Genomic DNA, 24137 nt, shown 5'->3' on the forward strand with positions numbered 1-24137 from the left:
GCCGCGCACACGTCGCTCCCCCGCCGTTCCTCCCAGGTCACACGCGCCCCCGGGACACCGCACCGGTGCACGCCCGGTTGCCGCGCCCCGTGCGACGTATGGACGCAGCGTGACCACGGTGGAAAGCTCGAAGGACCGCAGGTGTCGACCGGAAGGCGAGACACATGGGCGAGAAGACGAGTACGCATCCAGGGGCCGCCGGCAGGGCGGTGACGGCCGACCGGCCCGGCAGCATCCGCAACGTGGTGCTGGTCGGCCACAGTGGCTCCGGCAAGACCACACTGGTCGAGGCGCTGGCCCTGACCACCGGCGCGGTCAATCGGGCCGGCCGGGTCGAGGACGGCTCGGCGCTCTCCGACTACGACGAGATCGAACACCGTCAGCAGCGCTCCGTACAGCTCTCCCTGGTGCCCGTGGAGTGGGAGGGCATCAAGATCAACCTGCTGGACACGCCCGGTTACGCCGACTTCGTCGGCGAGCTGCGCGCCGGACTGCGCGCGGCGGACGCCGCCCTCTTCGTGGTCTCCGCGGCCGAGGGCACCGAGGGCATCTCCGGCCCCACCCGCATGGTGTGGGAGGAGTGCGCGGCGGTGGGCATGCCGCGCGCCATCGTCGTCACCCACCTGGAGACGGCCCGCGCCGGCTTCGAGGAGATGACCGAGGCCTGCCGCACCGCGTTCGGCGGGGAGTCCGCCGAGAGCGTGCTGCCGCTGTACCTGCCCGTGCACGGGCCCGAGGGCCCCGACGGCCACCGCCCGGTCACCGGCCTCATCGGGCTGCTGACCGGCCGCGTCTTCGACTACTCCACCGGCACCCGGACCGAGTCCGGGCCCGGCCCCGAGGAGCAGCCGCGCATCGAGGAGGCCCGCAACCGGCTCATCGAGGGCATCATCGCCGAGAGCGAGGACGAGACCCTCATGGACCGCTACCTCGGCGGCGAGGACATCGACGTCAAGACGCTCATCGAGGACCTCGAGCGCGCGGTCGCCCGCGGCAGCTTCCACCCCGTCCTCGCCGCCGCCCCCGCCGCCGAGGGCGCCCGCCACGGCCTGGGCACCGTCGAGTTGCTGGAGCTGATCACCGGCGGTTTCCCCACCCCCCTGGAACGCACCGCCCCCGACGTCACCACCCCCGACGGCCGGGCACGCCCGCGGCTGAGCTGCGACCCGGCCGGCCCGCTGGCCGCCGAGGTCGTCAAGACCGCCTCCGACCCCTACGTCGGCCGCATCTCCCTCGTGCGCGTCTTCTCCGGCACCCTGCGCCCCGACGAGACCGTGCACGTCTCCGGCCACGGCCTGGAGGAGCGCGGCCACGAGAGCCACGACGTCGACGAGCGCATCGGCGCGCTGTCCTCCCCCTTCGGCAAACAGCAGCGCCAGTTGAGCCAGGCCGTCGCCGGCGACATCGCCTGCGTCGCCAAGCTCACCCGCGCCGAGACCGGCGACACCCTCTCCGGTCGCGACGAGCCGCTGCTGATGGAGCCGTGGCTGATGCCCGACCCCCTGCTGCCCGTCGCCATCCAGGCGCACAGCAAGGCGGACGAGGACAAGCTCTCCCAGGGCCTGGCCCGCCTCGCCGCCGAGGACCCCACGATGCGACTGGAGCAGAACCCCGGCACCCACCAGGTCGTCCTGTGGTGCCTGGGCGAGGCGCACCGCGACGTCGCCCTGGAGCGGCTGCGCTCGCGCTACGGCGTCCAGGTCGACGTCGTCGCGCACAAGGTCTCGCTGCGGGAGACCTTCGCCACCAAGGCGGCCGGCCGGGGCCGGCACGTCAAGCAGTCCGGCGGCCACGGCCAGTACGCGATCTGCGAGATCGAGGTCGAGCCCCTGCCCGGCGGCTCCGGCATCGAGTTCGTCGACAAGGTCGTCGGCGGGGCCGTGCCCCGGCAGTTCATCCCCTCCGTCGAGAAGGGCGTGCGCGCCCAGGCCGCCAAGGGCGTGGCCGCCGGCTACCCCCTGGTCGACGTCCGCGTCACCCTCCTCGACGGCAAGGCGCACTCCGTGGACTCCTCCGACGCCGCGTTCCAGACCGCGGGCGCGCTCGCCCTGCGCGAGGCGGCGGCCGAGGCGCGCATCCACCTGCTGGAGCCCGTCGCCGAGCTCCAGGTCCTCGTCGCGGACGAGTACGTCGGCCCCGTCATGAGCGACCTGTCGGGCCGCCGCGGCCGCGTCGTGGGCACGGAGCAGTCCGGTTCCGGCCGCACCCTGGTACGTGCCGAGGTGCCCGAGATCGAGATCGGCCGGTACGCGGTGGACCTGCGCTCGCTGTCGCACGGCACCGGCCGCTTCAGCCGCTCCTACGCCCGGCACGAACCCATGCCGCCGCAGGTCGCCGAGCGCGTACGCGAACAGGCCGAAGAAAGCGCATAGTTCACCGGGCGCCACCGACGGCAGGCACCGGCCGCCCGCTCCAACTCCCCTGTCGGGGCGGGCGGCTTCCGGACTGCTTCGAGATCTCCACGACACGCACCGCCCGGCCCGGTTACGCTGAGCGTGCGGCCCATGACGCAACACCTGGGCGGCAGTCGGGAGAAGACCGGCGCAACCGGAGCGCACGGTATTGGGGGCGGCAGTGGCAGCAGGGGACGTGTTCGACTTCAGCCCGGGTGCACAGGTCCCGGTGTCCGGCGGGGCCGGCCAGACCGCGGCGACCTTCGCCCTGGCCTCGGCCGCCTACCGCGACGGCCCCGTCGACGAGCTGCTGAAGGCCAACTCCGACTGGGCCTCCTCGGAAGTGAAGAAGGCCCGCATCTCCCTCTTCGAGCCCAACTTCGGCGAGGCCTTCGCACGCGCCGTGCAAACCCGCATGCTCGGCAGCGGCCGAAAACCGCTCATCCAGTCCTTCGGACTGGAGCCGCAGGTCATCGTCGAGCACTGCCTGGCGGCCTCCCGCATCCGCAAGGAGCGCGACACCCGGCTGACGGCCATCATGATCGTCTGCGGGCTGCTGTTCCTGCCCGGCGTCCTGCTCTGGCTCGGCGCCTTCCAACTGCGCCGCACCCTCGCCGGCGCCCAGGACAAACGCGCCGGCGCACTCGGCACCGCCCTGCTCACGCTGCTGGGCATCGTCGTCGCGGTCCTGCTGATCAAACTGCCCTTCGAGGGCCTGCTCAACCTGTACGTGCGCGCCATGGTGATCGTGCCCGTCATCGGCGGCTACCTGGCCAAGACGGTGTGCGAGCGCACCGCCAGGGACCTGCGCGACCGCTGGAGCGGCCTCGTCGGCGGCAGCGCCGTCGCCGCCAAGATCCCCGAGGCCGTGCCGCGCGACCCGGGCCACAGCACCGCCGAGACGCTGCGCCAGAACCTGGTCAAGCTCTCCGCCGAACAGCGCAGCAACGTCGCCTTCTACGCCGGCCCCAAGGGCATCCTCGGCATGGGCACCCGCTGGGGCAGCTGGCAGCTCGCCGAGGACCTCGTCCCCGCCACCCCCGGCAAGGACATCACCCCCTTCCGCAGCTGGGACATCGTCCGCGCCGTCCACGACGACCTCAAGCTCCTGGAGCGCACTCCCATCAACACCGGCGGCCTGACCGCCCCGCAGGTCGAGCACTGGGTCGTCGTCCCCATCGGCGAGGGCGCCGGCGCCGTCTCCCGGCCCGCCGGCACGGACGCCGCCTACCAGATACGCGGCACCCAGCTGCAGGACATCTGCGACAAGCAGCACTTCGGCAGCGGCGACCGGCACTACCTGGGCGTGCAGTTCGTCCTGTGGGACGGCCAGCTCGTCATCACCCTGCTGGTCAACGTCACCGTCCTGCACAAGACGCTGCGCATCGAGGTCACCGGCCACGCCCTCGGCCCCACCCACTCGCTCTTCAACGCCGGCCCCAAGAACCGCACCCAGACCTACCGCAAGGTGCTGAAGTTCTGGGAGAGCCGCACCCGTACGCTCGCCGTCGTCCCGCCCAAGGAGGTCGTGCGGCTCGCCGCCCGCGCCCCCCTCACCTGGTACCCGCCGCTGCTGGAGTACTGGGGCGGCAAACTGGTACTGCCCGAGCCGTTCGGGCTGCGCCACGCCTGGGCGGACCAGCCCTGGCGGCACCGCTTCATGGCCGACGACGCCCTGCGCGCCGCGACCCCGGTCCTGCGCGTCGTGCACCAGGCGGCGCTGCGCGTCCTGGCCGACCACGGCGTGAACACCGAGCGCTTCGTCAACCGCGCCGGCACCCTCAGCGGCGCCGTCCAGGACCCGACCCCGCGCCGGGCGGACGTCTACAACGCGTAGGCCGCATCCGGCCAGGAGCCCCGTCAGGGGCGCGGGGAACTGCGCGATCAGCCACGACGGCCCGCAGCCGACGCACCAACCGGCGTCCGGGCGCAGCACGGCACTCCGTCTGCGGGCGCGTCGTGGCTTGTCGCGCAGTTCCCCGCGCCCCTGACGGGGCGCTGCACGATCCGGGCCGTGCCGAGGGCGGGGCAGGGCAGCCCCCAACGGTCGTACAGTTAGCGGAAGATACCGGTATGGCCGAGCGAGTAGCGGCCCGGCTGCGGATAGACGGCGAGGCCGTGCGGGCCGTCGCCCACCTTGATGCGGGCGATCTGGTGCCCGTCGGTGGTGTCGATGGCGTACACCTCGCTGTTGTAGCGGCCCGACAGCCACAGCACCTTGCCGTCCGCGGAGACGCCGCCCATGTCGGGGCTGCCGCCGTCCGGCAGTTCCCACTTCTTCACCAGCTTGCGACTGGGCAGGTCGAGCACCGAGATGGAGCCCTCGCCACGGTTGGAGATGTACATCGACTTCGAGTCGCGGCTGACGTACAACCCGTGCGCGCCCTTGCCGGTGGGCATCAGCCACGGCTCGGTGAACTTGTCCCCGTCCAGCACCCAGACGCCGTCGGCCATCATGTCCGCGATGTACCAGGTCCTGCCGTCGGACGAGATCTTCACATCCTGCGGCATGGCCCCGTCGAAGGGCAGCTTCTGCTGGTCGATCACCTTCATCTTCGCCGTGTCGACCTTCAGGAGTTCACCGGAGAACTCGCAGGAGACGATGAAGTACCGCCCGTCGGGCGAGAAGTCCGCATGGTTGACCCCGAGGCAGTTGACGTGTTCCGTGCGGACCCGCTTCATGGTGTGCGCGTCCCGGAAGACCAGCTCCCGGTCCATCGACGCCATCACCACGGCGTACTTCCCGTCGGGGGTGAAGTAGAGGTTGTACGGGTCGTGCACCTCGACCGTCTTGCCCGCCTTGCCGGTGGCCGGGTCGATCGGCGTGAGCGTGTGACCGCGGTCGTTGTTGACCCACAGCGTCTTCAGATCCCACGAGGGCACCACGTGCTGCGGCTGGTTGCCCACCGGGATCGTCTCGATGACCTTGTACGTCTTGGGGTCGATGACGCTGACCGTGTCGGACTCGGTGTTCGGCACGTACACCCGCGACGGGAAGTCCTTCACCACGGGCGACAGCGCGTTCGGCCGGTCCGCCGCGTACAGGTCGTTGGGGTCGAGCAGCGGCGGCATGCCCGGCAGGCCCTGGGCGACACCCCGGGCCGCGCCCTGGCCGCGCGAGCCCTGCCGCTCCCCCGCCGGCGGCCCGTTGTCCCCGCTGCCGCAGCCCGCCGCCAGGAGGGCGCACACGGTCGCGAGCAGCACGGCCCCGCGGACGCGGCGGGAGCGGGAGGAGTAGCCGGGACGGAGGCGTCCTGTGCGGTGATGCGAGAACTGGATCATCGGGTCAGCAGCTCCGTAGTCGTCACCGCACGCAGGCCGCGGCGGTGCAGGCCGTCGAGGATCGCGGGCAGTGCGGCGAGGGTGCCGGCGTGCCCGAAGTGCAGACTGACCACCGAACCCGGCCGCACCGCGTTCAACACGGTACGCCGGACCGCCTCGGCGCCCGGGTCGGTGAAGTCGAGCGAGTCCACGTCGTACGACAGGACGTGCGGATACCCGGCCCGGCGGGCCAGCCGGACCACCTGATCGGTCGCCCGCCGGGCGCGCGACGGCCGGAACCAGCGGCCGATGCCTCCCGTGAGCCTGCGCAGCCGCTCGGCGCACTCGGTGATCTCGGCGTAGGCGGCCTTCTCCGGCATCGAACAGATGCTCAGGTGACGCATGGTGTGGTTGCCCAGCTCATGCCCGCCGTCCAGCACCCGCCGGGCCAGCTGCGGTTGGGCGTCGAGCCAGGTGCCCACGGCCAGCACGGTGATCCGCGCCCCGGCCCGTTCGACCTCCGACAGCACGGCCGTCGCCGCCTTCGCGTCGCCCGCACCGTGGAAGGTGAGCGCCACCGCCCGCGCCCCGCGCGGGCCGTGGTCGATCTGGACGGGCAGACCCGGCGGCAGCCGGGGCAGCATCAGCGGCGCCCCCGGCAGCGCGGCGGCCCCCGTGCCGCCGGCCTTCGAACCGGAGGGCGCCGGCGTGCCCGGCCGGTGGCCGGCGGCCGAGCGATCACCGCCGCATCCCGCGGCAGCGGTCCCGGCGGCCCCGGCCAGGGCACTGCCCATGGCCGCGCGCAGCACGGTGCGACGGTGGAGGAAGGTCACCGTCCCATTAGAGCCCTTTTAAAAATAATCAGTGCGATTTGCCCGTTTTTGGGTAGGGCGTGTCCTGTCCCGTCGGGGCCGTGACCGATTTCTGCCCGGCTACGCGCTCGGCCAGACGTCGGCGAGCATCTTGCGGGTGTCGGCGAGGAGCTGGGGCAGCACTTTGGTGTGGCCGACCACCGGCATGAAATTGGTGTCGCCGCCCCAACGGGGAACGATGTGCTGGTGGAGGTGGGCGGCGATGCCGGCGCCGGCGGTCGTCCCCTGATTCATGCCGATGTTGAAGCCGTGGGCCCCAGAAGCCGTTCGGAGCGCCTGCATCGCACGCTTGGTGAAGTCGGCCAGCTCGGCAGTCTCGGCCTCGTCCAGATCGGTGTAGTCGGCGACGTGACGGAACGGCACGATCATCATGTGCCCGCCGTTGTACGGGTAGAGGTTGAGCACCGCGTAAACGCGCTCGCCGCGGGCGACGACGAGCCCGTCCTCGTCACTCTTGGCCGGGATCGAACAGAACGGGCACCCATCCCCTGCGCCGGGACCGCTGGGCTTGTTCTCCCCCTGGATGTACGCCATCCGGTGGGGGGTCCACAGGCGCTGGAACGCATCGGGCGCCCCGACTCCGAACTGCTGCTCCGGCTCACTCGTCATGGAGTGAAGCATATGGGCCCCGCAGCGTCCACGACGCTCCGGGGCCCATCGGCTGAGATCAACCCGGGACGGGTCAGACCTGGACGCGGTCCGCCACGGCCTTGGCGATCTCGGCGAGCGCCTCGTCGCGCGGGATGCCGTTCTTCTGCGAACCGTCGCGGTAGCGGAAGGAGACCGTGCCCGCGTTCATGTCGTCGTCACCGACGATGATCATGAAGGGCACCTTGGACTTCTGCGCGTTCCTGATCTTCTTCTGCATCCGGTCCGAGGACGCGTCGACCTCCACCCGCAGACCCTGCTTCTTCGCCTCGGCGGCGAACTCCTGCAGGTACTCGACGTGCGCGTCGCCGACCGGGATGCCCATCGCCTGGACCGGCGCCAGCCACGCCGGGAACGCACCCGCGTAGTGCTCCAGGAGCACCGCGAAGAAGCGCTCGATCGAGCCGAACAGCGCGCGGTGGATCATGACCGGCCGCTGCTTGCTGCCGTCCGCCGCCGTGTACTCCAGGTCGAAGCGCTCGGGCAGGTTGAAGTCGAGCTGGATGGTCGACATCTGCCAGGTGCGGCCGATGGCGTCCTTCGCCTGGACAGAGATCTTCGGACCGTAGAACGCGGCCCCGCCCGGGTCGGCCACGAGCTCCAGGCCCTGCTTCTCGGCCACCTTGCGCAGCGTCTCGGTGGCCTCCTCCCACGCCTCGTCCGAGCCGACGAACTTCTCCGGGTCCTTGGTGGACAGCTCCAGGTAGAAGTCGTTCAGGCCGTAGTCGCGCAGCAGGTCGAGCACGAAGGTGAGGGTGCGGTCGAGCTCCTCGCCCATCTGCTCGCGGGTGCAGTAGATGTGCGCGTCGTCCTGGGTGAAGCCGCGGGCCCGGGTCAGGCCGTGCACGACGCCCGACTTCTCGTACCGGTAGACCGTGCCGAACTCGAAGAACCTCAGGGGCAGCTCACGGTACGAACGCCCCCGCGCGTCGAAGATCAGGTTGTGCATGGGGCAGTTCATGGGCTTGAGGTAGTAGTCCACGCCCTCGTCGAGCTGCATGGGCGGGTACATGCCGTCGGCGTACCAGTCCAGGTGGCCCGAGGTCTCGAACAGCGCGCCCTTGGTCGCGTGCGGGGTGTAGACGAACTCGTAGCCCTCCTCCTCGTGCCGCTTGCGACTGTAGTCCTCCATGACCCGGCGGATGATGCCGCCCTTGGGGTGGAAGACCGCGAGGCCCGAGCCGATCTGCTCGGGGACGGAGAAGAGGTCGAGCTCGGAGCCGAGCTTGCGGTGGTCGCGCTTCTCGGCCTCGGCGAGGAACTCCAGGTACGCCTTGAGCTCGTCCTTCGACGGCCAGGCGGTGCCGTAGATGCGCTGGAGCATCGGGTTCTTCTCGCTGCCCCGCCAGTACGCGGCGGCGTTGCGCATCAGCTTGAACGCCGGGATCAGGCGGGTCGTCGGCAGGTGCGGACCACGGCACAGGTCGCGCCAGCACAGCTCGCCCGTCTTCGGGTCCAGGTTGTCGTAGATGGTGAGCTCGCCGGCGCCCACCTCCACGTCGGCGCCGTCCTCGTGGGAGGCGGAGCCCTTGAGGCCGATCAGCTCCAGCTTGTACGGCTCGTCGGCCAGCTCCTCGCGGGCGGCCTCGTCGGTCACGGCGCGGCGGGCGAACTTCTGGCCGCGCTTGACGATCTCCTGCATGCGCTTCTCGATGAGCTTGAGATCGTCGGGGGTGAAGGGCTTCTCGACGTCGAAGTCGTAGTAGAAGCCGTCCTTGACCGGCGGGCCGATGCCGAGCTTGGCCTCGGGGAAGAGCTCCTGCACGGCCTGGGCCATGACGTGGGCGGTCGAGTGGCGCAGGATGTTCAGGCCGTCCTCGGAGGAGACCTCGACGGGCTCGACCTCCTCGCCGTCGGCGACGACGTGGGTGAGGTCCTTCAGCTCGCCCGCGATGCGCGCGGCCACGACGGTGCGCTCGCCGGCGAAGAGGTCGGCGGCCGTAGTGCCCGTCGTCACCACGCGCTCTTCCCGCTCGGAATCGCGTTGGATGATCACACGGACGTCTGACACCGGACTCTCCTGACGTATGAGGCGCGGCAGCGGTCGCTGCGCGCCTGAATCGTACCGAGCCCGGCACCGTGGTCGCTAAACGGTTACGGGGTGGCCCGGCGCGCATCCGCGGGGTCAGTCGGTGTCGAGGTTGTCGTGGAGGGAGTGCAGTGACTTCAGCAGCCGGTCCCGCTCGGCCGCGTCGACCCGGGCGGGCAGCAGGTCGTGGGCGTCGGCCAGGCGGCGGAAGCCGCCGCGGCTCTCCAGGCGGCCGCGGACGGTGACGGGGACCCCGGCAAGGTGGGCGTGGCCGGCGAGGCGGTAGTCGTCCTCGCCGAGGGTGGCCCGTACCCGGTCGACCTCGGCGCCGGCCAGGACCCGCAGCCGTACGGTGCCGGAGCCGTCCGGGCCCTCCCGGCGCAGCCTGACGACCGCGGCGGTCAGGTGGACGGGCAGCGGGGGTTCGGTGCGGACGTAGCGGGCGCCGGCCTCGCGCAGGGCGGGCAGGTCGCCGGGGGAGAACTCGACGGGTTCGGGTCGGGCGGCGAAGCCGGGGGGCGGGCCGGCGGCCGGGGCCCACTCGACGGCGATGCGCACCCCCTGGGTGCCGCTGACCAGCATGACGAGGGCGTCGGTGAGCTCCCGGCACACGCCCGCCTCGACGGCGGCGTCGAAGGCGTCGCCGCGGCCGGTGGCGCGACGGTAGTCGGTGGCGTCCCGGGCGGCCTGCAGGGCGCGCAGCACGGTGGTGGCCAGGGTCCGGCCGCCCTCGGGCGGGGCGTCGGCGAGGGGAAGGTGGACGACGAGCTCGCGGCCGTCGTCGACGGGGCCGGTCAGCAGGCCGGCGAGGACGGCCTCGGCGCGGCGGCGGTGGCGGGCGCCGTGGAAGCCGGTGGGAGTGCCGGCGGCGCGGGCGGCGGCGGTGCGGGCCGCGGCGAGCAGCAGGGCGCGGGCGCCGGTGCGCAGCTCCTCCTGGGCGCTCCAGGCGGTGGTGGGGGCGCGGGTTTCGGGGACCTCGCGCCACCAGTGGATCTCGTCGGCGGTGCGGTGCAGGGCGGCGAGGACGGCGCGGGCGGAGGGGGCGGCGCTGTGCTCCAGGGCGGCCAGGGCCTCGGTGAGCAGGTCGGCGCTGTCGGGGTAGGCGCGGCCGTCCGGTACGAGGAGGCTGGTGCCGGCGCCGGGTCCGGCGGGCGGTGTCCAGCGGGTGTAGCGCCCGGGCTGCCCGCCGCGCCGGTGCCAGCCGTGGCGGGCGAGGAGGGTGGCGAGGACCGCGGGGTCCGGGGGGCGGGGTCGGGCGTCGTCGCTCGGGCGCATCACGGTCTCCCTCCCGCCCCGACCCGGGTCATGATCTCGCACAGGGCGCGGTCGTCGAAGACGCGCGTGGTCGGGATCCGCACGGTGGTCCTGCGCCGGCCGGTGACGGGGTGGCCGGCGAGGTTGGTCCAGTAGCAGCAGTGGCGCAGTTCGAGGCGGTCGTGGCCGGCGAGCAGCCAGTCGTGGCGGGCGCGGGGCACGATCATCACGACGAGGATCTTGTGGACGGAGACCGGGGTGCGGGCCAGCTTGGCCAGGTGGTCGTTGTCCAGGGTCAGCGGGAAGGTGCGGCCGGGTCGGGGCGGCACCTGGTAGGTGCTCTTGAGCTGCACCTTGATGGTGACCTCGTCGTCGGTGGTGTGACCGGGGGCGCTGTGGCTGACGTGCCAGTCGATGCCGTTGTCGGGGTAGGGCTGGGCGAGCGAGCAGCCGGCGGCGGCCGCCACGGCGTGCAGGTAGCCGACTTGGAGGATCTCCATGCAGGCGGTGGTGGCGAGGCTGCCGCGGGGGATGGTGGGGTGCCCGGGGGCCGTCCGGTCGGGGGCGGGGTCGGGCTGAGCGAGCGCCATGTCCGAAAAGCCTTCCGGGCTCGCCGGTCCTTGTCTCGTACAGGTCGTACATCTGTGTTGTCTCCAGACGAACTCCCCGGCAAACGGCGGCGGTTCACCGGGCGTGGCCGCCGGGTATCACCTGGCGGGGAGGGGGAATCACGCCATGTTCGGTACAGATGCGAGGAGTTGGGTCATGCCGTGCTGGTTCGAGGGGCCGCTCGCCGCCTTCGACACCGAGACGACCGGTGTGGATGTGGAACAGGACCGGATCGTCTCGGCGGCGTTCATCACGCAGTCGCAGGCCGGGGCCGCTCCGGTGACCACGCGGTGGCTGGTGAATCCGGGGGTGCCGGTGCCGGAGGAGGCCACGGCGATACACGGGTTGAGCGAGGAGCACCTGCAGCACCACGGGCGCTGGCCGGCGCCGGTGATGGAGGAGGTGGCCCGGGGGCTGGCGGCGCACGCGGCCCGGGGCATACCCCTGGTGGTGATGAACGCGCCGTTCGACCTGACGCTGCTGGACCGGGAGTTGCGCCGGCACCGGGCGTCGTCGCTGGCGGGGTACCTGGGGGGTGCGCCGCTGTGCGTGCTGGACCCGTGGGTGCTGGACCGCCACCTGGACCGCTACCGCAAGGGTCGCCGCACGCTGACGGATCTGTGCGCCCACTACGGGGTGGAGCTGCACGGGGCGCACGACGCGGCGGCCGACGCGCTGGCTGCGCTGGAGGTGGTGCGGACTCTGGGGCGGCGTTTCGCCTCGCGGCTGGAGCGGCTGAGCCCGGCGGAGCTGCACGCGCGGCAGGCGGTGTGGCATGCGGCGCAGGCGCGGGGGTTGCAGGCGTGGTTCGCCCGCAACGGCTCGGAGGAGGAGTGCGATCCGGCGTGGCCGCTGCGTCCGCTGATGCCGGCCGCGGCCTGAGGAGGCCGCCCTCGGCACACCTCTGTGGAGGTGCGGCAACGCGCAAGGCCGGTCCGTCGGTTGACGGACCGGCCTTGTGGCGGTGGGCGATACTGGGATCGAACCAGTGACCTCTTCGGTGTGAACGAAGCGCTCTCCCGCTGAGCTAATCGCCCGGGATCCGCTGCCGTGGTCTCCCCCGGCAACGCAGTGAACAATACAGGTCGCGGCGGCCGATCATCAAATCCCCCGGCCCGGGGCCGCCAGCAGGGCGCGCAGGCCGCGGTGTCCGGCGCGCATCATCCATGCGTGGTTGGCGGTGAACAGGGGGCGGCAGGGCACGGCGAGGCGGCGCAGCAGGGGTTTGCGCACCTCGACGTCCTCCTCGAAGCGGGCGGCGCTGCCGCCGGCGCCGTGCGGGACGACGTTCCAGGCGGCCCAGCCGTCGAGGTCGCCGCACATGACGATCTCCAGGGCGCGCTCGCCGGGGTCGCGGCGGGTCTCGCGGGCGGTGAGGACGAGGTCGTAGGGCAGGACGGAGCGGATGCGCAGGACGCCGGTGACGGCGTCGAGGCGGCGTACCTCGCGGACCTGGGGCCACCAGGCGGGGTAGCCGTCGGCGTCCTCCAGGGCGGCGTAGACGGCGTCGGGGGGTGCGGGCAGGATCCACCGGCCGCGGAAGCGGTAGTGGTGGGGTGAGGGCAGGCGGCGCGGGGGCGGCATGACGCCAGGGCACACCAATGGACCGAGGGTCCGCAAGGGGGTGTCTTCCCTTGCGGACCCTCGGTCCGTGGTGGGCGATACTGGGATCGAACCAGTGACCTCTTCGGTGTGAACGAAGCGCTCTCCCGCTGAGCTAATCGCCCGGGCGCACCGCAAACATTACCGCATGTCAGAGGGTGCGCAGAACCGCCCCTGCGGGGTCAGCGCACCGCGCGCCAGGGCGGCTGCAGGCCGTAGGCGGCGATGTAGAAGCCGGCCAGGACGCCGACGACGACCAGGCCGCAGATCACCAGGATGATGTTGCGGCGGCGCACCCGGGGGTCGAGGGCGCGCTGGGCCGCCTCGGTGACCTTGCGCTTGGTCCAGCGCAGCACGAGCTGGGCCCAGACGAACTCGGTCGCCCAGATGGCCATGCCGGCGAAGATCACCAGCCAGCCGGGGCCCGGCAGCGGCAGCATGATCACGCCGGCGACGACGACGGCGAGGCCGACGACGAAGACGCCGACCTGCCAGCTCAGGTGCAGGGGCCGGGACCTCCTGACGAAGTGCGGGGCACGGGAGCCGAGCCCCCGGGTGGGCTCCCCGGCGCCCTCGGGGACGGGGGCCTCGTGCTGGTCACTCTCCGCGTTCATGGCGCCCAACGTACCCGGACGTGCCGGATCTCACCGGATCGGCGGTACCGGCGTCGCGGCGACTGGGCCGTCCGAGGTATCCGAACAGCCTCAAAACGGTCAGAGGGGTTTACAACGGCACCGTAGGTGGCATGTCGATTTCGCCGACGTGCGAATCCCCGAGCGCACACTGAGCGAAAGGCCATGGCGCTTATGAACACCACGGTCAGCTGCGAGCTGCACCTGCGCCTCGTTGTGTCGAGCGAATCGTCACTGCCTGTCCCCGCAGGCCTGCGGTACGACACGGCCGATCCGTATGCCGTGCACGCCACCTTCCACACCGGAGCCGAGGAGACCGTCGAGTGGGTCTTCGCCCGGGACCTCCTCGCGGAGGGCCTGCACCGGCCCACCGGCACCGGAGACGTCCGGGTCTGGCCGTCCCGCAGCCACGGCCAGGGCGTCGTCTGCATCGCGCTGAGCTCCCCGGAGGGCGAGGCCCTCCTGGAAGCGCCGGCGCGGGCCCTGGAGTCGTTCCTGAAGCGGACCGACGCCGCCGTCCCGCCGGGCACCGAGCACCGTCACTTCGACCTGGACACCGAGCTCTCGCACATCCTGGCCGAAAGCTGATGCCGGGCAGGAGCTGATCAAGGGCGCGCGGCCCACTCGGGGAGGCCGCGCGCAGGACGTGAGAGGAAGCCGGCGGATTCCGCCGGAGGACATCGCTTCACGGCCCGCCACGGCGCCGTCGTCACGCGAACAGCGTGAGGGCGGCGCCGTGGCGCTGTGGAGCCGCTAGAGTCTGCTCCCCGCGGTCGAACATTTGCCGCCCTACCTCGGACCGGCCAGGGGAGCGAACGATCCGTGATCGTCAACCACGACACCCGGCGCACGCTCGACTGCGTCGTCGACCTGCTCAACACCGATCTGGGCGCGGAGCCCGGCCCCGGCCGGGACGGCCCGGCCGTGCTGCGGGAGTTCGTCGCCCGGCACGGGATCGACGGCATCGACGCGTTCGGCGAGGCGGAGCTGGCGGCCGTACGGGCCGTGCAGGAACGCTTCGCCCGTGCGTTCGACGCGGCGGACGACGCCGCGGTGGCCGAGCAGCTCAATGCCCTGGTGGCCGGGGCAGGCACCACTCCCCGGCTCACCGACCACGACGGCCACCCCTGGCACGTGCACTACTTCGCCCCCGGCGCCTCGCTCGCCGAGCACCTGGCGGCGGACGGCGGCATGGCGCTGGCGTTCCTGCTGGTGGAGGGCGAGCGGGAGCGGCTGCGGCGGTGTGTGGCCCCCGACTGCGGGCGGGCCTTCGTCGACTTCTCGCGCAACCGCTCGCGCCGCTACTGCGACGGCCGCACCTGCGGCAACCGCCTGCACGTGGCCGCCTACCGGGCGCGCCGCCGCGAGGCCGGCCGGGACTGAGGCCCGGGCGGGCCGGCGTCACCAGCGGTACCGGCGTCACCAGCGGTAGAGGTCGTGCACGGCGGTCAGCAGGATCAGCGTCGCGATGAAGGCCAGGAAGAACATCAGCGGTGGCTGGGAGAGGGCGAACAGGCAGCCGCGGGGCTCGTCGGTGAGGTGCTGTGCGGGGTCGTCGATCGGTGCGGGGTCGTCGTTCATCGCCGCCAGATCATGACGCAGCCACGTCGGGCACAGGCCCAACGTGTCACTCGTGAGGAGGAGTTCGTCAGATTCCGTGCTTCTTGAGGATCGCTTCGATGTCCGAGAAGTCCTCGGCGGGGGCGGCCCCGGGCTGTCGCGTGCCGCCGGGGGCGGAGACGGCGGGTCCGGAAGCAGCGGGTGCGGAGGCGGCGGGCGGTACGGCGGGCGGCTGCGCACCGGCGGCCACGGCCCGGCGGGAGCGCCGGCGCCCGGCGGCCCGGCTGATCGCGAACAGCGCGGCGGACAGCGCGAGGATGCCGAAGCCGACCCAGACGGTCGGCTTGAGCACCAGGTCGGTGAGCCAGTCGGTGATCCCGGTCAGCACGAGCCCGACGGGGATCAGGGCCCAGGCCGCGATACGGGTGGCGGCGAGGAAGCGCCGGCGGTAGGCGGTCAGCAGGGCGATGCCCAGGCCGGCCGCGGAGATCGCGGCGCATACGGTCGAGGTCAGCATCGTCTCTCCTCCTGCCCGGGGGCGCTGTCCTTCCATCGTGCACCTGCCGCCGCCCGGGCGGCCACGATGCGCGGGCGAGCCGGGGAAATATCCGTCGGACCCCTGAGGGGCGCATCAGCGGCGCACGGCCGCGGCAGCCCGCGGCCGCGAGGGCCGCCGACGGCTGGAAGACTGGCCCCATGAGCGAAACCCACACCTCCCCCGTCGTGCTGGACGTCTGGTGCGAGCTGCAGTGCCCCGACTGCCACCAGGCCCTGGAGGACATCCGCGCGCTGCGCGCCCGCTACGGCGACCGGCTGGAGATCCGGCTGCGGCACTTCCCGCTGGAGAAGCACAAGCACTCCTACGCCGCCGCGCAGGCCGCGGAGGAGGCCGCCGAGCAGGGCAAGGGCTGGGCGTACGCGGAGGCGGTGCTGGCCCGCACCGCGGATGTGGCCTCGCACGGCGAGAAGGTGCTGCTGGAGGTGGCCCGGGAGCTGGGGCTGGACGCCGAGGAGATCGACACGGCGCTGATCGACGGCCGGCACACGCTGACCGTGGACGCCGACCACGCCGAGGGCAGGGCGATCGGGGTGACGGGGACGCCGACGTACGTCATCGGCGACGAGCGGCTGGACGGCGGGCAGAGCCAGGAGGGCCTGCGCGAGCGCGTCGAGGAAATCGCCGACCGGCTGCTGGCGCAGGGCTGATCGTCCGGGCGGCCCCCCGGGGCCGTCAGTGCAGGATCTTGTACAGGTCGAACCCGGTCGCCCGGTAGCCGAGCGACTCGTACAGCCGCAGGGCCGCGGTGTTGCCGGCGAAGACGCTGAGCGCGATCGCACGGCCGCCCGCCGCCAGGGCCTCGCGCTCGGCGAGGTGCATCAGCGTGCGCCCGTGCCCCCGGCCGCGGTGCGCCGCGGGCACCCGGACCTCGAAGACGTACGCCTCCTCCTCCCGCACGGCCAGCCACAGCGTGCCCACGTCGGTGCCCTCGTGGCGCAGGACACGCAGCACGACGCCGGGCGTGGTGCTCCCCTGTGGCAGGAGCAGCGCCTGGTCGCGCTCGGCCTTGGCCGCGGCCTGCTCCGCGGGCACCCCGCGCCCGGCCCACTCCGCCGCGTACTGCGCCCGGCTCTGCTCCTGCCAGGCGGCGAACTCCTCCTCGGCCAGGGGCCGGGCGGTGCTGCCGGGCGGCAGGGCGGGCGGGGCGGCGAGCGGCTTGTTCAGCGAGCGGCTGCGCTCGACGTAGCCGAGGGCGCCCGCCAGGCCCAGGGCGGTGGTGGCGACGGCCGGGACGTCGACCGACACCTGGGTGCAGCCCCAGCCGCGCAGCACCTCCTCCGCGGCCAGTGCGGCGACCGTGCCGCGCCCCCGGTGCCGGTCGCGCTCGTCGATGACGAGCCCCGCTATGCGCCCGAAGCGGGGGCCGAAGCGGGGATCGGTGGCGATGGTGAGGCTGCCGACGGGCCGGCTGTTGACGCACACCTCGTAGCGGCGGGACCTGCCGCCGTCCTCGGTGCGCAGTTCCGGTGCGGTGGGGCGCAGCGTGGTGGTCACGCTGGTGTTGTACCGGCCCGGGGGCGGCACGTCATGGGGATTTACGGATCGATGTCCGCGGCCGAGCGTTCGGCGAAGGTGTGCACGGCCTTGGCGGTCACCGGGCCGGGGGCGCCGGGCAGATGGCGGCCGTCGACGGTGTGCACGGCCTGGACGTCGCGCAGGGAGGAGGTCAGCAGGATCTCCTCGGCCCGCTCCAGGACGTCGAAGGGCAGGTCGGTCTCCTGGGCGCCGGTCCACTCCAGCAGCAGGGCGCGGGTGATGCCGGGCAGGCAGCCGGAGGACAGCGGCGGGGTGTGCAGCTCGCCGTCGAGGACGACGAAGACATTGGAGCCGGTGCCCTCGCACAGCGCGCCGACGGTGTTGGCGAACAGGGCCTCGCTGGCGGCGTGCCGGTGGGCCTGGGCCAGGGCGACGACGTTCTCGGCGTACGAGGTGGACTTGGCCCCGGCCAGGGCGCCGCGCTCGTTGCGGGTCCAGGGGACGGTGACGACGGCGGTACTGGCCGGCCGGGGGGTGTGCTCGGCGAGGGCGACGACGAGGGTGGGGCGCAGGGTGCCGCGGTCGGAGCCGAGGGGGGAGACGCCGCCGGTGTAGGTGATCCGCAGCCGGCCGAGCGGCATGGGATTGGCGGCGAGGACGGCGTCGGCGGCCCGGCGGACCTCGTCGCGGTCGGGCTCGGGCAGCCCCAGCAGGTGGGCCGAGGCGGCGAGCCGGTCGAGGTGGCGGGTCATCGCGAAGGCACGGCCGTCGGTGGCCTTGAGCGTCTCGAAGACGCCGTCGCCCACCGTGAGCCCGTGATCGAAGACCGAGATGCGGGCGCTGTCCGCGTCGCGGAGCTGGCCGTCGTACCAGATCATCACCGTGTCGTCCCTCCTGCCGGCTGGTGTCGGCCCGACGCTATCGCGAGCAGGCGGGCGGCCTTCAGCTCCGTCTCGGCCCACTCGCGCTCGGGGTCGGAGCCCCAGGTGATGCCGGCGCCGGTGCCGAAGCGCAGGACGGGGCCGCCGGGGGCGGTGCGCTCGATCCAGAAGGTGCGGATGCCCACCGCCAGCTCGCCGGTGCCGCGGTCGGCGTCGACCCAGCCGATGCCGCCGCAGTAGGGGCCGCGCGGGGCGGTCTCCAGGGCCTCGATGATGTCGAGGGCGCTGGCCTTGGGGGCGCCGGTGACGGAGCCGGGCGGGAAGGTGCCGGCCAGCAGCTCGGGCCAGCCGGCGCCGTCGGCGAGCTCGCCGCGGACGGTGGAGACCAGGTGGACCAGGCCCGGGTGCGGTTCGACCGCGCACAGCTCGGGCACGGTCACCGAGCCGGTGGCGCAGACGCGGCCGAGGTCGTTGCGGACCAGGTCCACGATCATCACGTTCTCGGCGTGGTCCTTCTCCAGCAGGTCCGCTGCGGTGCGGCCGGTGCCCTTGATGGGGCCGGACTCCACCGTGCGGCCGGTGCGGCGCAGGTACAGCTCGGGCGAGGCGGTGGCGATCTCGATGCCGTGGGCGGGCAGGCGCACGGTGCCCGCGTACGGGGCGGGGTTGCCGTGGGCCAGGAGCGCGGTCAGGGCGTCGACGTCGGCGCGGTCGGGGTCGGGCAGCGGCGCGCTCAGCACGCGGCAGAGGTTGGCCTGGTAGACCTCGCCGGCGGCTATGTGCTCGCGGATGCGGCGGACGCCCGCGACGTAGCCGTCCCGGTCCAGGGAGCTGGTCCACTCCTCGGGCGCGGGTCCGCGCCAGGCCTGCGGGTCGGGCAGGGGCGGGGCGGGGCGCACGTCGCCGAAGCGGGCGCAGCGCAGTCCGCCCTCGAAGTCGGCGACCACGGCCCACCAGCCGCTGGATTCCAGGGCCGCCGGGTCGCTGGTGACGTCGCGCAGATCGGTGGCGAGCAGGCCGCCGAAGCGGGCCATCGGGGAGGCCGCCGGGGAGAGCGCAGTAGGGAGGCTGTGCACGTCATCGAGTCTATGGGGCACCCCCGGGGCGGGTCCGGGCGGCGGAGCGCGGGGGCCGTGGGGAGCGTTCCGGGAAGGATCAGCGCAGCATGCTGGGCAAACGGAATTTGAGCTGGCGCCGGAATCCGCTAAAGTTCAACACGTCGCCGGGACGCGGAAGCGAAACGGCGGGGCAGCTCCCGGATCCGATCCGGGGTGGCTGGTGCGGACGTGGCTCAGTTGGTAGAGCATCACCTTGCCAAGGTGAGGGTCGCGAGTTCGAATCTCGTCGTCCGCTCGATGTGGGGGATCTTCCCGAACCCCCTCACTCCTGGTGGAGTGGCCGAGAGGCGAGGCAACGGCCTGCAAAGCCGTCTACACGGGTTCAAATCCCGTCTCCACCTCCAAGGACGATTAGCTCAGCGGGAGAGCGCTTCCCTGACACGGAAGAGGTCACTGGTTCAATCCCAGTATCGTCCACTCGAGACCTTCACGGGTCTCCCCGCGCGATTAGCTCAGCGGGAGAGCGCTTCCCTGACACGGAAGAGGTCACTGGTTCAATCCCAGTATCGCGCACGCAGCACCAGCAGCATCCCGGACGATTAGCTCAGCGGGAGAGCGCTTCCCTGACACGGAAGAGGTCACTGGTTCAATCCCAGTATCGTCCACCGAGGTCCTCCACGGATCTTCCCGCGCGATTAGCTCAGCGGGAGAGCGCTTCCCTGACACGGAAGAGGTCACTGGTTCAATCCCAGTATCGCGCACACCGATCGGCCCGGGCCGGAGCTCCATGCTCCGGCCCGGGCCGTTTTTGGTGGTCCGTTTTTGGTGGCCCGGTGGCCCGATGGTTCCTGCCGGCTCCGGGAACTCGACGGCCGGGTACCTCCCCAGGTACCCGGCCCGTCGTGCCGTCCGCCGCACCCCCGTCCCCACGGGGTCCGCCGCATCGCCCGGCCCGGGCCGCTCTTCCCGGGCCGCGGGGCGCTCAGCGCCCCAGCGATCCGGCCACGGACGACGCCTGTGCGACCACGGCGTCCCAGCCGCCGAAGACGACCGCGAGCAGTGCCGCGAGCGGCAGCACCATGGCGGCCGCGACGAGCGGGTGCCGGGTCGGAGGGGACGGCGGGGGGAAGCCGTCGCCGGGGGCGTCCACGGCCCGGTGGCCGTGCGCCCGGGCGCTCCCGCGCCCCGCCACGTCCGGCATCCTCCGCTCCTTCCGTCTCCCCTGCATCGTGTGGGGCGACGGGCACCTGACCTCGGGGGACGAGTGTGCGTGCCCGTCGCTTGCCCCTCACCCTAGGCGCGCCCGCCCCGGTCCGGCGTCATGCCCGCGTACCCCTCGGCGTTCTCCGAGAGGATGACAGCGGCCCGGCGGGGTACTCCCAGGGGTGGAGAGGCCCCTCCCCCGGTGAATTCGATCACTTCCCGGCCGCACCGGCGGCCGCCCGCGCGGTGGTGCCGGGCCCGGCCCGTACCTCCTCGCGTCATACGTTCGACTCCCTCCGGCCGCCACCCGGGCGGACGGCCCCGCGCAGGGGCCGGAACCGGCCAAAACCCTTGGTCCGCCGGGTGCTTGGGCACCGGGCCGTCGCGTCCCTGCCGTTCCCGGCGCGACGACCCGTACGGAGCCGGGCGCGGCCGTGGCCGCCACCGGCCGGTGGCGGGCAATCCGGTCGCCGACGCATGCGCGGCCTCGCAGCACGACCGTCCGTCAATCCGTAAGCTGTGCCACGTCAGAGGCCGGGCAGCTGTGTGGGGCAGCCCCACCGGAGGTAGGGGACGAAGATGACGATGATGCGGCTCCGGCGCGAGGACCCGCGTGTCGTCGGCAATTTCCGGCTGCACCGCCGGCTCGGCGCGGGCGGCATGGGCGTGGTCTACCTGGGGTCGGACCGGCGCGGGCAGCGCGTGGCGCTGAAGGTGATCCGCCCCGACCTGGCGGAGGACCAGGAGTTCCGCTCCCGCTTCGCCCGCGAGGTCTCCGCCGCCCGGCGAATCCGCGGCGGCTGCACGGCGCGGCTGGTGGCCGCGGACCTGGAGGCGGACCGTCCGTGGTTCGCCACCCAGTACGTGCCCGGGCCCTCGCTGCACGACAAGGTCAACGAGGAGGGGCCCCTGTCGGCCGCTCAGACCGCCTCCATCGGCGCCGCGTTGGCCGAGGGGCTGCTGGCCGTGCACGACGCGGGCGTCGTGCACCGCGACCTCAAGCCCTCCAACATCCTGCTGTCCCCCAAAGGCCCGCGGATCATCGACTTCGGCATCGCCTGGGCCACCGGGGCCAGCACGCTCACGCACGTGGGCACGGCGGTCGGCTCGCCCGGCTTCCTCGCGCCCGAGCAGGTCCGGGGCGCCGCGGTGACCCCGGCCACCGACGTCTTCGCCCTGGGCGCCACGCTCGCCTACGCGGCGACGGCCGACTCCCCCTTCGGGCAGGGCAGTTCCGAGGTCATGCTCTACCGGGTGGTCCACGAGGAACCCCAGCTCATGGCCGTCCCCGACGCGCTCGCCCCGCTCATCCACGCCTGCCTGGCCAAGGATCCCGAAGAGCGGCCCAGCACGCTGCAGCTGTCCCTGCGGCTGAAGGAGATCGCCGCCCGCGAGGCGCACGGCATCGGCGAGGGCCGGCCGCCGTCGCCGCGCCGCGAGCCCGACCGACCCTCGGCCCGCCGGGCGGTGGAGTACGAGCGCCAGCGCACCGAGCGCCGCCCCGGCAGCTCCCCCACGCCCCGCCCCGGCCCGGCGGCGGGCCGCCCGGCACCGCAGGCGGCCCCGGCCGGCCGCGGCCGGCCCACACCCACCCGGCCCATGCCCCGCGGCGGAGCACCCCGTTCCGGGGCGCAGACGAAATCGGGCGCACGCCGTCCGGGTCCGGACCGCAACCTGCTGCGTCAGCGGCTGATCGTCTTCGTGGTGGTCACGCTGCTCGTCGCCCTGGGCATCGCGGCGGCCCAGGGCTGCCAGGGCCCCTCCCACTCCCAGGGCAGGCCCCACCGGACGGTGGTGGGGGGCGCCCGTTAGGGGCGCGGGGCGGTATCGATCTGCGGCTACCGCCGCGTGGGCGCGACAAGCCACGACGCTCCCGCAGGTGCGGTGTCGGCTGCAGGCCGTCCGTGGCCGATCGCGCAGTTCCCCGCGCCCCTGCGGGGCGCTGCATGTCTGCCGTCAGGCCGCTGCGCGGCCTGCCGTCACCGCGTAGAAGGCCACCGCCGCCGCGGCGCCCACGTTGAGGGAGTCCACGCCGTGGGCCATCGGGATGCGCACCCATTCGTCCGCCGCGCGCAGGGCGCGGGGGGTCAGGCCGTCGCCCTCGGCGCCCAGCATCAGGGCCACCCGCTCCAGGCGGTGCGGGGCGGCGTCGTCCATGGAGGTGGCGCGCTCGTCGGGGGTCAGGGCCAGGACCTTGAAGCCCGCCCCGCGTACGGCGTCCAGGTCGCGCGGCCAGTCCTCCAGCCGGGCGTAGGGGACGGAGAAGACGGCGCCCATGGAGACCTTCACCGAACGCCGGTAGAGGGGGTCGGCGCAGTCCGGGGAGAGGAGCACGGCGTCCATGCCGAGGGCCGCGGCGCTACGGAAGATGGCGCCGATGTTGGTGTGGTCGTTGACGCGTTCCATCACCACCACGCGGCGCGCGGTGGTCAGCAGGTCGCCGGCGGCCGGCAGGGGCCTGCGCTGCATCGAGGCCAGGGCACCGCGGTGGACGTGATAGCCCGTCACCTGCTCGGCCAGCCGCGGCGTGACGACGTAGACCGGGGCCTCGGAGTCCTCGATGACGTCCTGCATCACCTCGATCCACTTGGCCGACAGCAGCATCGACCGCATGGCGTACCCGGCCTGCAGGGCGCGCCGGACGACCTTCTCGCCCTCGGCGATGAACAGGCCCTCGGCGGGCTCGCGGCGGCGGCGCAGTTCGACGTCGGTCAGGCCGGTGTAGTCGTGCAGGCGGGGGTCGTCGGGGTCGTCGATGGTGATGAGCTCGGCCATGCTGTGGTGCTTCCCGGTCTGTCCGTGGGGTGATGGGTGGAGGTCAGCTGTTCGGTCCGGCCGGGCCGACCGCCGTCACCTCGCCGATGACGATGACGGCGGGCGGGCGTATGCCCTCGGTCCGCACCCGCTCCCCCACCGTCGCGAGGGTGGCGTCCACGCGGCGCTGGGCGGTGGTGGTGCCTTCCTGGACGACGGCGACGGGCGTGCCGGCGGGGCGGCCGTGACCGATGAGGGTGTCGGCGATGGTGGGGATGTTCTCGACGGACATCAGCAGCACGAGCGTGCCCGTGAGCCGGGCCAGGGCGGCCCAGTTCACGCGCGAGCGCGGGTCGTCGGGGGCCACGTGGCCGCTGACCACGGTGAACTCCTGCGCCAGGCCCCGGTGCGTGACGGAGATGCCGGCCGCGGCGGGCACGCTGATGGAGCTGGAGATGCCGGGCACCACGGTGCAGGGGATGCCGTGCTCGGCGAGCGCCTGCACCTCCTCCATGCCGCGGCCGAAGACGAACGGGTCGCCGCCCTTGAGGCGCACCACGGCCTTGCCCGCCTTGGCGTGCTCGATCAGCGCGTCGTTGATGGCCTCCTGGGCCATGAACCGGCCGTAGGGGATCTTGGCGGCGTCGATGACCTGGACGTGCGGCGGCAGTTCGTCGAGCAGGTCGCGCGGGCCGAGCCGGTCGGCGATGACGACGTCCGCCTCCGCCAGCAGCCGGCGGCCGCGCACGGTGATCAGGTCGGGGTCGCCGGGACCGCCGCCGACCAGGGCGACGCCCTTGGCCCGGGCCCGGTGGTGCGGGGCGGCGAGCGTTCCGTCGCGCAGGCCCTCGACGACGGCGTCCCGCACGGCGGCGCAGCGGCGCGGGTCCTGCCCGGTGAGGACGGCGACGGTGACCCCGGCGGCGCGCCCGGTGGCGGGCGTCCAGGCCGTGGCCGCCTCGGCGTCGTCGCTGCGCACGGCCCACACCCGGCGGGCCTCGGCCTCGGCGGAGGCCGCCGCGTTGGCGTCGGCGTCGTCGGTGCTGATCAGCGCGTACCAGGCGCCGTCGAGGTCGCCGTCGCGGTACCGGCGGCGCTCCCAACGCACCTCGCCCGCCGTGACCATGGCCTCGACGGAAGGAGTGACGGAGGGCGAGACGAGGAGCACGTCGGCTCCGGCGGCCACCAGGCCCGGCAACCGGCGCTGGGCGACCTGACCGCCGCCGAGCACGACGACGCGGCGACCGGCGAGACGCAGTCCGACGGGGTAGGGCAAAGGCTCTGCCATGGTGCGGGCTCCTCTGACAAATGCGCTGGTGGGGACACCCTAAGGGGGCCGGCGCGCC

General features: G+C 73.1%; 23 protein-coding genes and 8 tRNA genes. 13 read left to right on the plus strand and 18 right to left on the minus strand.

Going from position 1 to position 24137, the window contains the following annotated elements; genetic code table 11:
* The first annotated feature begins 164 nt into the window (after positions 1–164).
* Complete coding sequence (locus AB0K17_RS14565) at positions 165–2372, plus strand: elongation factor G-like protein EF-G2 (RefSeq protein WP_365968231.1); 2208 nt, start codon at positions 165–167, stop codon at positions 2370–2372.
* A 202-nt stretch (positions 2373–2574) separates the two neighbouring features.
* Positions 2575–4230: a hypothetical protein gene (locus AB0K17_RS14570; protein ID WP_365968232.1), complete on the plus strand. Its 1656-nt coding sequence runs from the start codon at positions 2575–2577 to the stop codon at positions 4228–4230.
* Between the two features lie 218 nt (positions 4231–4448).
* Here AB0K17_RS14570 and AB0K17_RS14575 read toward each other — a convergent pair whose 3' ends face one another.
* The 6 genes from AB0K17_RS14575 to AB0K17_RS14600 all read right to left on the minus strand — a co-directional run bounded on the left by AB0K17_RS14575 (position 4449) and on the right by AB0K17_RS14600 (position 11047).
* The gene (locus AB0K17_RS14575; protein ID WP_365968233.1) at positions 4449–5675 is read right to left on the minus strand and encodes a YncE family protein; all 1227 of its coding nucleotides are present in this window, start codon (positions 5673–5675) and stop codon (positions 4449–4451) included.
* Positions 5672–6487: a polysaccharide deacetylase family protein gene (locus AB0K17_RS14580; protein ID WP_365968234.1), complete on the minus strand. Its 816-nt coding sequence runs from the start codon at positions 6485–6487 to the stop codon at positions 5672–5674. The genes AB0K17_RS14575 and AB0K17_RS14580 overlap by 4 nt, the downstream gene beginning before the upstream one ends.
* Positions 6488–6586: 99 nt before the next feature.
* On the minus strand, positions 6587–7147 hold the full coding sequence (locus tag AB0K17_RS14585; RefSeq protein ID WP_365968235.1) for an HIT domain-containing protein: 561 nt from the start codon (positions 7145–7147) through the stop codon (positions 6587–6589).
* Positions 7148–7208: 61 nt separating this feature from the next.
* Positions 7209–9185 carry a threonine--tRNA ligase gene (thrS, locus tag AB0K17_RS14590; protein ID WP_365968236.1) on the minus strand — a complete coding sequence of 659 codons (1977 nt, stop codon included), beginning with the start codon at positions 9183–9185 and terminating at the stop codon, positions 7209–7211.
* Between the two features lie 114 nt (positions 9186–9299).
* Positions 9300–10478, minus strand: a complete 1179-nt coding sequence (locus AB0K17_RS14595; protein WP_365968237.1) for a hypothetical protein — start codon at positions 10476–10478, stop codon at positions 9300–9302.
* Positions 10478–11047, minus strand: coding sequence for a DUF4365 domain-containing protein (locus AB0K17_RS14600; protein ID WP_365968238.1), 570 nt, complete (start codon positions 11045–11047; stop codon positions 10478–10480). Before AB0K17_RS14600 ends, AB0K17_RS14595 begins: the two co-directional genes overlap by 1 nt.
* Before the next feature lie 175 nt (positions 11048–11222).
* On the opposite strand from AB0K17_RS14600, the gene AB0K17_RS14605 reads away from it, so the two are divergent.
* Positions 11223–11948, plus strand: a complete 726-nt coding sequence (locus AB0K17_RS14605; protein ID WP_365968239.1) for a 3'-5' exonuclease — start codon at positions 11223–11225, stop codon at positions 11946–11948.
* Between the two features lie 83 nt (positions 11949–12031).
* Here the strand turns inward: AB0K17_RS14605 and AB0K17_RS14610 are convergent.
* The 4 genes from AB0K17_RS14610 to AB0K17_RS14625 all read right to left on the minus strand — a co-directional run bounded on the left by AB0K17_RS14610 (position 12032) and on the right by AB0K17_RS14625 (position 13282).
* A tRNA-Val gene (locus tag AB0K17_RS14610) sits at positions 12032–12103 on the minus strand.
* Between the two features lie 64 nt (positions 12104–12167).
* Positions 12168–12650, minus strand: a complete 483-nt coding sequence (locus tag AB0K17_RS14615; RefSeq protein ID WP_365968240.1) for an SRPBCC family protein — start codon at positions 12648–12650, stop codon at positions 12168–12170.
* A gap of 68 nt (positions 12651–12718) precedes the next feature.
* Positions 12719–12793, minus strand: a tRNA-Val gene (locus AB0K17_RS14620).
* A 57-nt stretch (positions 12794–12850) separates the two neighbouring features.
* Positions 12851–13282 (minus strand): TIGR02611 family protein, encoded by a 432-nt coding sequence (locus AB0K17_RS14625; protein WP_365968241.1) that lies wholly within the window; start codon positions 13280–13282, stop codon positions 12851–12853.
* Between the two features lie 192 nt (positions 13283–13474).
* On the opposite strand from AB0K17_RS14625, the gene AB0K17_RS14630 reads away from it, so the two are divergent.
* Together AB0K17_RS14630 and AB0K17_RS14635 are read left to right on the plus strand one after the other, a co-directional pair.
* Positions 13475–13888 carry an SsgA family sporulation/cell division regulator gene (locus AB0K17_RS14630; protein WP_003959770.1) on the plus strand — a complete coding sequence of 138 codons (414 nt, stop codon included), beginning with the start codon at positions 13475–13477 and terminating at the stop codon, positions 13886–13888.
* 234 nt (positions 13889–14122) lie between these two features.
* A complete protein-coding gene (locus AB0K17_RS14635; RefSeq protein WP_365968242.1) occupies positions 14123–14683 on the plus strand; it encodes a CGNR zinc finger domain-containing protein in 561 nt (186 codons plus the stop codon).
* Between the two features lie 36 nt (positions 14684–14719).
* Here AB0K17_RS14635 and AB0K17_RS14640 read toward each other — a convergent pair whose 3' ends face one another.
* Together AB0K17_RS14640 and AB0K17_RS14645 are read right to left on the minus strand one after the other, a co-directional pair.
* Entirely contained in the window at positions 14720–14881 is a 162-nt protein-coding gene (locus AB0K17_RS14640) for a hypothetical protein (protein WP_365968243.1), read from the minus strand.
* Between the two features lie 67 nt (positions 14882–14948).
* Positions 14949–15377, minus strand: coding sequence for a hypothetical protein (locus AB0K17_RS14645; protein WP_365968244.1), 429 nt, complete (start codon positions 15375–15377; stop codon positions 14949–14951).
* A gap of 179 nt (positions 15378–15556) precedes the next feature.
* Here AB0K17_RS14645 and AB0K17_RS14650 point away from each other — a divergent pair, with 179 nt between their 5' ends.
* Entirely contained in the window at positions 15557–16066 is a 510-nt protein-coding gene (locus AB0K17_RS14650) for a DsbA family protein (RefSeq protein ID WP_365983138.1), read from the plus strand.
* A gap of 25 nt (positions 16067–16091) precedes the next feature.
* Here the strand turns inward: AB0K17_RS14650 and AB0K17_RS14655 are convergent, their stop codons facing one another.
* Genes AB0K17_RS14655 through AB0K17_RS14665 form a run of 3 tightly spaced genes read right to left on the minus strand, consistent with a single transcriptional unit; the run spans position 16092 to position 18810 of the window.
* Positions 16092–16913, minus strand: a complete 822-nt coding sequence (locus AB0K17_RS14655) for a GNAT family N-acetyltransferase (RefSeq protein ID WP_365968246.1) — start codon at positions 16911–16913, stop codon at positions 16092–16094.
* 41 nt (positions 16914–16954) lie between these two features.
* A complete protein-coding gene (locus tag AB0K17_RS14660; RefSeq protein ID WP_365983139.1) occupies positions 16955–17776 on the minus strand; it encodes an aminodeoxychorismate lyase in 822 nt (273 codons plus the stop codon).
* On the minus strand, positions 17773–18810 hold the full coding sequence (locus AB0K17_RS14665) for a chorismate-binding protein (protein ID WP_365968262.1): 1038 nt from the start codon (positions 18808–18810) through the stop codon (positions 17773–17775). The genes AB0K17_RS14660 and AB0K17_RS14665 overlap by 4 nt, the downstream gene beginning before the upstream one ends.
* 246 nt (positions 18811–19056) lie before the next feature.
* Between AB0K17_RS14665 and AB0K17_RS14670 the strand changes: the two genes are divergently transcribed.
* From AB0K17_RS14670 to AB0K17_RS14695, 6 genes are all read left to right on the plus strand, one after another.
* Positions 19057–19129: transfer RNA gene (locus tag AB0K17_RS14670), tRNA-Gly, on the plus strand.
* Between the two features lie 35 nt (positions 19130–19164).
* A tRNA-Cys gene (locus tag AB0K17_RS14675) sits at positions 19165–19238 on the plus strand.
* 1 nt (position 19239) lies between these two features.
* Positions 19240–19311, plus strand: a tRNA-Val gene (locus AB0K17_RS14680).
* Positions 19312–19335: 24 nt separating this feature from the next.
* A tRNA-Val gene (locus AB0K17_RS14685) sits at positions 19336–19407 on the plus strand.
* A gap of 20 nt (positions 19408–19427) precedes the next feature.
* Positions 19428–19499 (plus strand) — tRNA-Val (locus AB0K17_RS14690).
* A gap of 24 nt (positions 19500–19523) precedes the next feature.
* Positions 19524–19595: transfer RNA gene (locus AB0K17_RS14695), tRNA-Val, on the plus strand.
* A 221-nt stretch (positions 19596–19816) separates the two neighbouring features.
* Here AB0K17_RS14695 and AB0K17_RS14700 read toward each other — a convergent pair.
* Positions 19817–20035 (minus strand): hypothetical protein, encoded by a 219-nt coding sequence (locus AB0K17_RS14700; protein ID WP_365968248.1) that lies wholly within the window; start codon positions 20033–20035, stop codon positions 19817–19819.
* A gap of 581 nt (positions 20036–20616) precedes the next feature.
* Between AB0K17_RS14700 and AB0K17_RS14705 the strand changes: the two genes are divergently transcribed.
* Complete coding sequence (locus AB0K17_RS14705) at positions 20617–21849, plus strand: protein kinase (protein WP_365968249.1); 1233 nt, start codon at positions 20617–20619, stop codon at positions 21847–21849.
* Between the two features lie 144 nt (positions 21850–21993).
* Here the strand turns inward: AB0K17_RS14705 and AB0K17_RS14710 are convergent, their stop codons facing one another.
* A complete protein-coding gene (locus AB0K17_RS14710; RefSeq protein WP_365983140.1) occupies positions 21994–22812 on the minus strand; it encodes an RNA methyltransferase in 819 nt (272 codons plus the stop codon).
* A 43-nt stretch (positions 22813–22855) separates the two neighbouring features.
* On the minus strand, positions 22856–24079 hold the full coding sequence (gene cobA / locus AB0K17_RS14715) for a uroporphyrinogen-III C-methyltransferase (RefSeq protein WP_365983141.1): 1224 nt from the start codon (positions 24077–24079) through the stop codon (positions 22856–22858).
* Positions 24080–24137: the final 58 nt, after the last annotated feature.

It is taken from the genome of Streptomyces sp. NPDC049585, assembly GCF_040675615.1.
GTDB lineage: Bacteria > Actinomycetota > Actinomycetes > Streptomycetales > Streptomycetaceae > Streptomyces > Streptomyces luteosporeus.

Excerpts from the sequence above, each read along its gene's own strand:
- cobA (WP_365983141.1), bottom strand. The coding sequence starts at position 24,079 with ATGGCAGAGCCTTTGCCCTACCCCGTCGGACTGCGTCTCGCCGGTCGC.
- AB0K17_RS14645 (WP_365968244.1), bottom strand. The coding sequence starts at position 15,377 with ATGCTGACCTCGACCGTATGCGCCGCGATCTCCGCGGCCGGCCTGGGC.
- AB0K17_RS14640 (WP_365968243.1), bottom strand. The coding sequence starts at position 14,881 with ATGAACGACGACCCCGCACCGATCGACGACCCCGCACAGCACCTCACC.
- AB0K17_RS14565 (WP_365968231.1), top strand. The coding sequence starts at position 165 with ATGGGCGAGAAGACGAGTACGCATCCAGGGGCCGCCGGCAGGGCGGTG.
- AB0K17_RS14625 (WP_365968241.1), bottom strand. The coding sequence starts at position 13,282 with ATGAACGCGGAGAGTGACCAGCACGAGGCCCCCGTCCCCGAGGGCGCC.
- AB0K17_RS14585 (WP_365968235.1), bottom strand. The coding sequence starts at position 7,147 with ATGCTTCACTCCATGACGAGTGAGCCGGAGCAGCAGTTCGGAGTCGGG.
- AB0K17_RS14605 (WP_365968239.1), top strand. The coding sequence starts at position 11,223 with ATGCCGTGCTGGTTCGAGGGGCCGCTCGCCGCCTTCGACACCGAGACG.
- AB0K17_RS14595 (WP_365968237.1), bottom strand. The coding sequence starts at position 10,478 with ATGCGCCCGAGCGACGACGCCCGACCCCGCCCCCCGGACCCCGCGGTC.
- AB0K17_RS14575 (WP_365968233.1), bottom strand. The coding sequence starts at position 5,675 with ATGATCCAGTTCTCGCATCACCGCACAGGACGCCTCCGTCCCGGCTAC.
- AB0K17_RS14650 (WP_365983138.1), top strand. The coding sequence starts at position 15,557 with ATGAGCGAAACCCACACCTCCCCCGTCGTGCTGGACGTCTGGTGCGAG.
- AB0K17_RS14600 (WP_365968238.1), bottom strand. The coding sequence starts at position 11,047 with ATGGCGCTCGCTCAGCCCGACCCCGCCCCCGACCGGACGGCCCCCGGG.
- AB0K17_RS14615 (WP_365968240.1), bottom strand. The coding sequence starts at position 12,650 with ATGCCGCCCCCGCGCCGCCTGCCCTCACCCCACCACTACCGCTTCCGC.
- AB0K17_RS14700 (WP_365968248.1), bottom strand. The coding sequence starts at position 20,035 with ATGCCGGACGTGGCGGGGCGCGGGAGCGCCCGGGCGCACGGCCACCGG.
- AB0K17_RS14630 (WP_003959770.1), top strand. The coding sequence starts at position 13,475 with ATGAACACCACGGTCAGCTGCGAGCTGCACCTGCGCCTCGTTGTGTCG.
- AB0K17_RS14710 (WP_365983140.1), bottom strand. The coding sequence starts at position 22,812 with ATGGCCGAGCTCATCACCATCGACGACCCCGACGACCCCCGCCTGCAC.
- AB0K17_RS14665 (WP_365968262.1), bottom strand. The coding sequence starts at position 18,810 with ATGGCCCGCTTCGGCGGCCTGCTCGCCACCGATCTGCGCGACGTCACC.
- AB0K17_RS14705 (WP_365968249.1), top strand. The coding sequence starts at position 20,617 with ATGACGATGATGCGGCTCCGGCGCGAGGACCCGCGTGTCGTCGGCAAT.